This is a genomic window from Sulfurimonas indica, assembly GCF_009192995.1.
Lineage (GTDB): Bacteria > Campylobacterota > Campylobacteria > Campylobacterales > Sulfurimonadaceae > Sulfurimonas > Sulfurimonas indica.
The window spans coordinates 20929-28224 of sequence record NZ_SDID01000028.1 but is presented as its reverse complement, the minus strand read 5'-3'; the positions used below and the strand labels follow the sequence as shown (position 1 = coordinate 28224).

Here is a 7296-nt window from a genome sequence, read left to right as displayed (position 1 = left end):
TAAAGTCAATGAAAAAGCCAAGTACAAAAATGGCAAGCATTGCTACACCGATAAACACCCACACATCACCGATATCATGAGAGAAAAACTCTAATATCAAATCAGTTCCGCCAAGTTCATTAAAGACAAGGCTAAAAGTCGTTGCACCGATGAGTATCATAAAAATCATACCTGAGAGCTTCATTGTCTCAAAGAGTGCATACTTTATCATCTCAAAGTTCAGTGTTTTATTGAGCGCTGAGAGCAGTACACCACCTACAACACCAAAAGCGGCTGATTCTGTCGGAGAAGCGATTCCTGCAAAGATACTTCCAAGCACGGCTACCATTAACAGCAGTGGCGGAATGATGGTAAAAAGAAGCGCTACTATACTTATTTTTTCTTCACTGATAATTGCAGGAGCATCCTCTTTGTTGATAAATGCACGAATGAGGATATACATAATATAAAGTCCTACAAGTGTTAGTCCCGGAAGCACTGCTCCCATAAAAAGCTCACCCACACTCACACTCATAACATCACCCAAAACAATTAAGATAATTGAAGGTGGAATAATCTGCCCAAGCGTTCCACTTGCTGCAATAGTCCCTGATGCCAAACCTTTGTTATAGCCTGCTTGCAGCATCAAAGGAAGGGCTATAACACTCATCATAACTACACTTGCTGAGACTATTCCAGTTGAAGCTGCAAGTATTGCACCCACTAAAACAACACTCACACCAAGCCCACCTCTTACACCTTTAAAGAGTGAGCTCATTGACATCAACAGTTTTTCAGCCATTCCGGATTTTTCAAGAATTAAACCCATCATAATAAAAAGTGGAACTGCCATCAGTGTTGTGTTGCCCATAATTCCATAGATACGAAACGGCAGAATATTAAAGACTTCAAAACCAACATCTGGAGTGAAGAATGCAAACATCATCGCCACTCCACCAAAAGCAAAAGCAACCGGTACACCAAACAGTAATAACAAAAGAGCCACACAAAACATTATAAGTGCTATCATAGTGACTTCCATCTTCTAATGTCACTTACAAGCTCTTTAAAAGCCTGCAGTGCCAAAAGGAAAAATGCCAAAGGCATCAAAGATTTTACAATCCAGCGATATTTGAGCCCTCCCGGGTCTGAAGAAGCCTCATGCTGCAGATAACTCATCTCCACAAAACCAATACCAATGTAGATAATCAAAAAAGAGAGCGGTAAAACAAAAAATATAAAAGAGAAGATATTAATGAGTGCTTTTGTCTTTGGTGAAAATTTCTCATAAAAGATATCAACTCTCACGTGAGCATTGTTTCGTAAAGTATATGCAATACTCAAAAGAATTACAACATCAAAAAAGTGCCATTCAAGTTCCTGAAGCGCTGTTGATCCTTCTGAAAACAAGTACCTGCTTGTCGCATCGTAAACAACCAAAACAACTAACAGTGCCAAGATAAAAGCTGTCAAATATGCTGTATATTTTGTAATGCTGTCTATAAATTTCATACCCACTCTTTTAAAAATATTATTTTCGATATATTAAATGAAATTCGGTGCATCATTTGCAAAGAGTATAATATCTCCTGCTTTTGTCTGATTTGCTAGGAGTTCTGTCAAAGTAGATTTATCTGAAAGCATAATTTTATTTTTGACTTTCAGATGTTTCTTAAAAAGCTCTGCATTGAGTGAACCTGTAACGATGACAATATCAAAAACCTCATTAATGGCTTCAATCAGCTTGAGATTGAGTTCATTCCTGCTCTCTACAAGTCCTGGAGTAACAATTACTTTGCGACCTTCATGTGTTGCACAAAGACGAATAGCTTCCAACATTCCATCAATGTTTCCATTATAGCCATCATCCAAGATGATTTTCCCACCTGCTTTTATAAGCTGCAGACGATGTTCAACAGATTCAAGCTTTTTTACAGCTTTGACTATCTCTTCATTGCTCAGTCCAAAATCTTTGGCGATACGAACAGCTACAGCGATATTCATCGTCTGAAAACTACCCAATATATCAGTATGCAGTTCTAAAACTTCATCATCGATCTTTAATTTAAAGTCACTCCCCTCTAACGTTGCATTGACATCTTGTATCTCATCACCGAAAAATGTCACTTTATCATGAGACTCATCTGTTACAGATGTATGGATGTAAGCACGTTCAAGTCTAGGTGATTGCATAATCTCTAACTTCGTTCGTACTATATTGTCCAAAGTTTTAAAATACTCGATATGTGCTTCACCTACACGTCCGACAACCACAGTCTGTGGCTCTAAAAAGGTTGTAATCTCATAGATATCACCTCTCTCACGTGCCCCTGCTTCACAGACATAGACCTCTACATCCTCACGGAAATTGTTATTGACATCAGCTATGATACCGCCAATAGTATTGACACTTCTTGGTGTCGCATAGACATTGTACTTTGCACTTAAGATCTGTGTTACAAAGTTTTTGATACTTGTTTTGCCATAACTCCCTGTTATGCAGATAATTTGCAAGTCCTTCATACTTTGAAGCTTCTTCTTTGCCTCTTTTTTATAGACTTTGAACAAAAATTTCTCTATCAGTGTTGAACCGATATAGGCTACGGCCAGAGGCATCATTACACCATAGATATTACACGCTTCTTTTAAAGTACATAAAACATCTTGAAAAAGTGTGAGTGATACAAGCAGAATTAAAAAGCGTTTGACACGCCAGGTAAGTACTAACTTTTTATCAAGTCTTTTGTACCATATGACAATAGCAGGAATAATAGCGAAAATAAAAAAGATGGTAAAGAACTTGTCTGTAGTATAGTAAGCTATCAAAGGGATGATAAAGTACAGAATGTGCCAATGTGGCTTATGATGTTTAAAAAGTACACGTTCTAGTTTATAGTCATACCATTGCAGATTGGTAATGAGATACCAACCCAAAAGAGTAACAAAGACTACATTGACAACAAAGGCTATAAAAGTCTCATAACTCTCCATCTAGTGTCCTAAACTTTTCAAAAATTCTGTTTCTATCTTTTTAGAGATATCTGCAGCATACTTCATAAAAAAGTAGTGATCTCCATCATACACTTCAAGTGTTGAGTCTTTGATAAGCTCATTTATCTTCTTTGCAGAGCTTAATGGTGTTGCACTGTCTTCTTTACCCCAAAAAAGAAGTGCTCTTCCCTCATACTTGGAAAATTCATCACAAAAATCTTCATTTAAAACATTTTTAAAGGTCTGGTACATATATTCACTCAGCTCTTTTGCATCATCGGCAACAAATAAAGAACGAAATTTTGAAAGGCCTAGAAGTTTAAAGAGTTTAAAAAGTGCAATTTTTGCTTTGATCTTGAGTGGTTTTTCAACATAGATACCGGCACTTGCTACTAAGACCAGTATTTTAGGCTCCAGTACAAGAGCAACCTTACCGCCAAAAGAGTGCCCCATAATGATATCTTTTTGTGCATTGATATGAATCATAAAGAGCTCTACGATTCGCGCTACATCTGCAGTTGTCAGTGCCATAGAACATGTTGAGTTCCCAAATCCAGGAAGGTCAATGTAGATATGACGAAATCCATCCATATAGCTTGAAAAACTCTGTTTCATCAGGTTTTTATTACTTCCCCAACCGTGCAGAATGATTAAATCAACCTGTGCTTCAGGATTTACAATCTCATAACTTATATCAAATGTATGTTGTTTGTACTGGATGGACTTTAGCGCCATTACTTCCCTTTTGCTTTAGAAATTGAATGAATATACTCATAAGAGGCCTTTACTCTCTTTGCGTGAGGTAAAGAGAGACTTAGAGACTCTATGGCTTTTGCAAAGTCTTCAAAGAGATAGTTTGCCATTGAACCCGGAATAGGATTAATCTCATTAAGCAATACCTCATCATTATGAACAAAGAAGTCACAACGGATAAGTGCTCCTTCAAAAAGCCCGCGATAGACTCTGTCAAAATTTGCTTTGAGTTTTACTTCTAGTTCTTCAGAGATATCCGCCTTTAAAACCTGCTCAGAGCGTGAAAAGTCCATATACTTTTTATCAAAGTCCAAAAACTCCTCTTTATGAGGTTCTTCAACGATAGAATAATGCATCACTCCATCAGCCATATAACCTGCTAAATTATACTCTTTGACACCTTCTAAAAACGGCTCAATCAGAACAACCGTATCAAACTCAAAAGCAACATCAAGTGCATAATCAAGTTCACTCTCATCTTTGACTATACTAACACCGATTGAGCTGCCAAGACGTGAAGGCTTTACAATGATAGGATAGGAGATAGAGATATTACTCAGTTCATCTTTATGCGCCACCTCATAACGAACAGTTTTTACACCTATTGCTTCACATAGATACTTTGTATAGCGTTTGTCATAAGAAAAAGTACATGCATCTACACGTGGACCGATGTATTTAATAGCATAAAAATCTAAAAGTGCAGCGATTGTTCCATCTTCACCATCAGCGCCATGAATCAGATTTAATACCACATTATTATGTTCTACACTAGAACCGAACATTCCTTTTTTCTGCTGTATGAATGCACCCTGCGTGAGTGTGAGTTGTGGCATCTTTTTATGCTCACCTTTTGAAAAAGTAACTGCTTTCATTTTTGAAGGCTCTATAAGATAAAAAGTGTGGTCACTGTCACAGAAGATAAAACTCAAATCAAAATCTGTAAGTTTCTCTTTGAGTGTAATTGCACTCACAATACTTATCTCATGTTCAAAACTCGCTCCGCCAAATAAAATTGTTAATTTCAATATACGATTCCTTCTTAAATTGTTTGTAGTAATTTCAAAGCACCTTTTACTAGAGAAGCCGTATCTTCCCCTTCACATGCTGCAAGTGCTTTTGATATTTTCTCTTTTTTAAATCCAAGTGCTTCCAGTGCCTCACTTGCTTCATTATATGCAGCCGAAGCATTTGGTGTTGCAGGTGTGCCACTGAGTATCTCTGCATCAAAACCATTGAGTTCAACTAAGATGCGCCCTGCACTCTTTGGTCCGATTCCCGGAACTTTTTGTACAGCTTTGACATCTTTATTACCAAGCACCGTTGCAAACTGTGCAGGCGTATATGTTGAGCAGATCGCCATTGCCACTTTTGGCCCTACCCCGTTAATCTTGATCAATCTTGCAAAAAGCTTCTTCTCATTCATATCCATAAAGCCATAGAGCAGATTTGCATCTTCACGGATTATCTGCGTAGTAAAAAGTGAAACTTTCTCATTTTCTAGTGCAGAAAAAGTATGCAATGATATAAAAACTTCATAAACAACTCCATTTACATTTATATGCACAAACGAAGGCTCTTTATAAACTACATCTCCATTAAGTCCTACTATCATCTTCTTCTACTTACCCTTCTTCAGCTACAGGGCGAATTGCATACTCGCCATCATTTAACTCTACCAAACCAAATACTTTTTCACTTGAACCTTCAAGTGGCTTATAGACAAGTTCGATCGGGGGATCAACAAGTCTGAATTTTATCTCATTGTAACCAATCCACTTGTCTCTGTTAATAATTCTCGCATCCATAATATTATCTTGAAATGAAGCTGTACGTGTTGTTAAAAGATTCAACTTCTCTTGTTTGAGGGTATATTCATCTTTAAGCTCTTTAAGACGTTGCTGCATATTCTGGAACTGTTTATATTTTTTGACAAAGCTCTCCGGCATTTTCACATTGTTCTTTTGATAATGGAGTAATCTCTTTTTAATTTCCAAAAAGACTTTCGTTCCATTTTTAATTAAACTCGTATATTTTTCTATCTCTTTTTTCAGCTCTCGTATACGAAGTTCCAACTCTTTTATCTGTTCTTCATTGTCTTCGACTGAGTTTTGTATATCACGACTTAAAAGCGGATCAATCGTAAAAACGTTTTCACTTCCCAGCATCTTTTTTATCTCGATTGTATTTGATGCTGTTGCTTTTACATGCGATGCACAGATACCTATCTCGACCTCTTTGGCTCGGATGATACCGCCTATTGCCTGTGCAACCTCTACAACTTCACCCTCTACTTGACCATGCTCTAGTCTTGTTATATGGATATTTTTACCGTACGCTTTTCCTTTATGGACATTGATCTCCAACTCATCTGCAATGACCGTTGCTGCTTTATGCGTCTGTCCGCCTATACTTGCCTTTTTAGCGACTACTTTTGCATTAGAGCCAACATTTCCATCTATCTCTATCTCTGTTACTTCGACTGTCATTCCAGAACCAACAGCATCTTTGATAGCATCTGTCTCTTTGACCGTAATATTTACCTCTGAATCTACACCACTGTCAATCGAACCTGTTGTCTTAAAACTAATAGCATCGACATCCACCTCTTTTTTGATAACATAGGTATTGTCTTCAAAAGCGATGTAGCCATTTTCATTGGCATAATATTTTATAGAGTCTTCATCTTCGACTACTTTAATATTTTCACTCACTTTAAAATTTGGCTCATGTGCTACAATCGGCTCTTTTGGTTCCATATACTCACCACGACAGTTTCGTCCCGGTTTTCCCATTTTGGCCTTGACATACTCTATAAGCAGCTGCCCTTTTTGTACACTCTGGATAAATCCACGTGAGGCATAGTCTACACGCTCATTCTCTTCAACTTCTTTAGAGTCTTCATAATGAAGTATCAACTCATCGTTTCTCGTTACCGTCGGCTCATATGCTTCAGCGATAAGATGTGTTTCACTCTGTTCAAACTCCAGTTTTTCAGCAATCCTCACGCGGGCAGATATCTTGGAGGCGACACCCTCAACCATAGCATCAAACATATAGACCAAAATTCCTGCTCGAATTTTCTTACGATTTATCATATCAATCAGATCTTGCTCAAAATGAGGAACATAATCAACTTTTGACCCTTGTGCAATGCTAAGATAGACTTTACACTTTGTTGCATTGGCACCTACGGCTAGTTTTAAGTTGCTATAGTGGTCATCTTTGGAAGCTTTTTTTGAAAAAACTTCTATCTCATAGGTCTGTTTAATCTGGAAAAATGGGTTTAGCAGAAGGGATTCATCGTGAAAGTTTTGTGACTCCTCTTTTGATATCTCCTCCCACTCTGTCTCTCTGTTCTCTTCAGAAATCAAGCGCGTATAGGTTTGGACATCCAGCAGATTAAAATCTAAGAGTTCCGGCTCCATCTCATAGGATTTTGCTATTTTAAAAAGCTCTTTTGCGACATTTTGTGTACGTACAACCGTAGGACGTACTTTTTTGATTGCAGGTGTCTTTTTACTTGAGCCAAAGAGTGCCATTACTTATCCAGATATTTTAGTTTAGGAGAGA

The 7296-nt window shown here is 37.5% G+C and carries 7 protein-coding genes; all 7 read right to left on the bottom strand.

The genetic code is table 11. From position 1 onward, the window contains the following. The coding region (locus ES948_RS09890; RefSeq protein ID WP_152184784.1) for a TRAP transporter large permease at window positions 1-1009 on the bottom strand (1009 nt) is incomplete at its 3' end. Further along, window positions 1006-1491: a TRAP transporter small permease subunit gene (locus ES948_RS09885; protein WP_152184783.1), complete on the bottom strand. Its 486-nt coding sequence runs from the start codon at window positions 1489-1491 to the stop codon at window positions 1006-1008. The genes ES948_RS09885 and ES948_RS09890, both read right to left, overlap by 4 nt. A gap of 33 nt (window positions 1492-1524) precedes the next feature. Continuing rightward, window positions 1525-2970, bottom strand: coding sequence for a Mur ligase family protein (locus tag ES948_RS09880; protein ID WP_152184782.1), 1446 nt, complete (start codon window positions 2968-2970; stop codon window positions 1525-1527). Beyond that, the gene (locus ES948_RS09875; protein ID WP_152184781.1) at window positions 2971-3705 is read right to left on the bottom strand and encodes an alpha/beta fold hydrolase; all 735 of its coding nucleotides are present in this window, start codon (window positions 3703-3705) and stop codon (window positions 2971-2973) included. It lies immediately after the preceding gene. Then, entirely contained in the window at window positions 3705-4751 is a 1047-nt protein-coding gene (locus ES948_RS09870; RefSeq protein WP_152184780.1) for a D-alanine--D-alanine ligase, read from the bottom strand. Before ES948_RS09870 ends, ES948_RS09875 begins: the two co-directional genes overlap by 1 nt. 14 nt (window positions 4752-4765) lie before the next feature. Further along, the gene (gene ruvA, locus ES948_RS09865) at window positions 4766-5338 is read right to left on the bottom strand and encodes a Holliday junction branch migration protein RuvA (protein ID WP_152184779.1); all 573 of its coding nucleotides are present in this window, start codon (window positions 5336-5338) and stop codon (window positions 4766-4768) included. Between the two features lie 10 nt (window positions 5339-5348). Beyond that, window positions 5349-7265, bottom strand: coding sequence for a flagellar assembly protein A (locus ES948_RS09860; protein ID WP_152184778.1), 1917 nt, complete (start codon window positions 7263-7265; stop codon window positions 5349-5351). Window positions 7266-7296 lie beyond the last annotated feature (31 nt).

Excerpts from the sequence above, each read along its gene's own strand:
- ES948_RS09885 (WP_152184783.1), bottom strand. The coding sequence starts at position 1,491 with ATGAAATTTATAGACAGCATTACAAAATATACAGCATATTTGACAGCT.
- ES948_RS09880 (WP_152184782.1), bottom strand. The coding sequence starts at position 2,970 with ATGGAGAGTTATGAGACTTTTATAGCCTTTGTTGTCAATGTAGTCTTT.
- ES948_RS09875 (WP_152184781.1), bottom strand. The coding sequence starts at position 3,705 with ATGGCGCTAAAGTCCATCCAGTACAAACAACATACATTTGATATAAGT.
- ruvA (WP_152184779.1), bottom strand. The coding sequence starts at position 5,338 with ATGATAGTAGGACTTAATGGAGATGTAGTTTATAAAGAGCCTTCGTTT.
- ES948_RS09860 (WP_152184778.1), bottom strand. The coding sequence starts at position 7,265 with ATGGCACTCTTTGGCTCAAGTAAAAAGACACCTGCAATCAAAAAAGTA.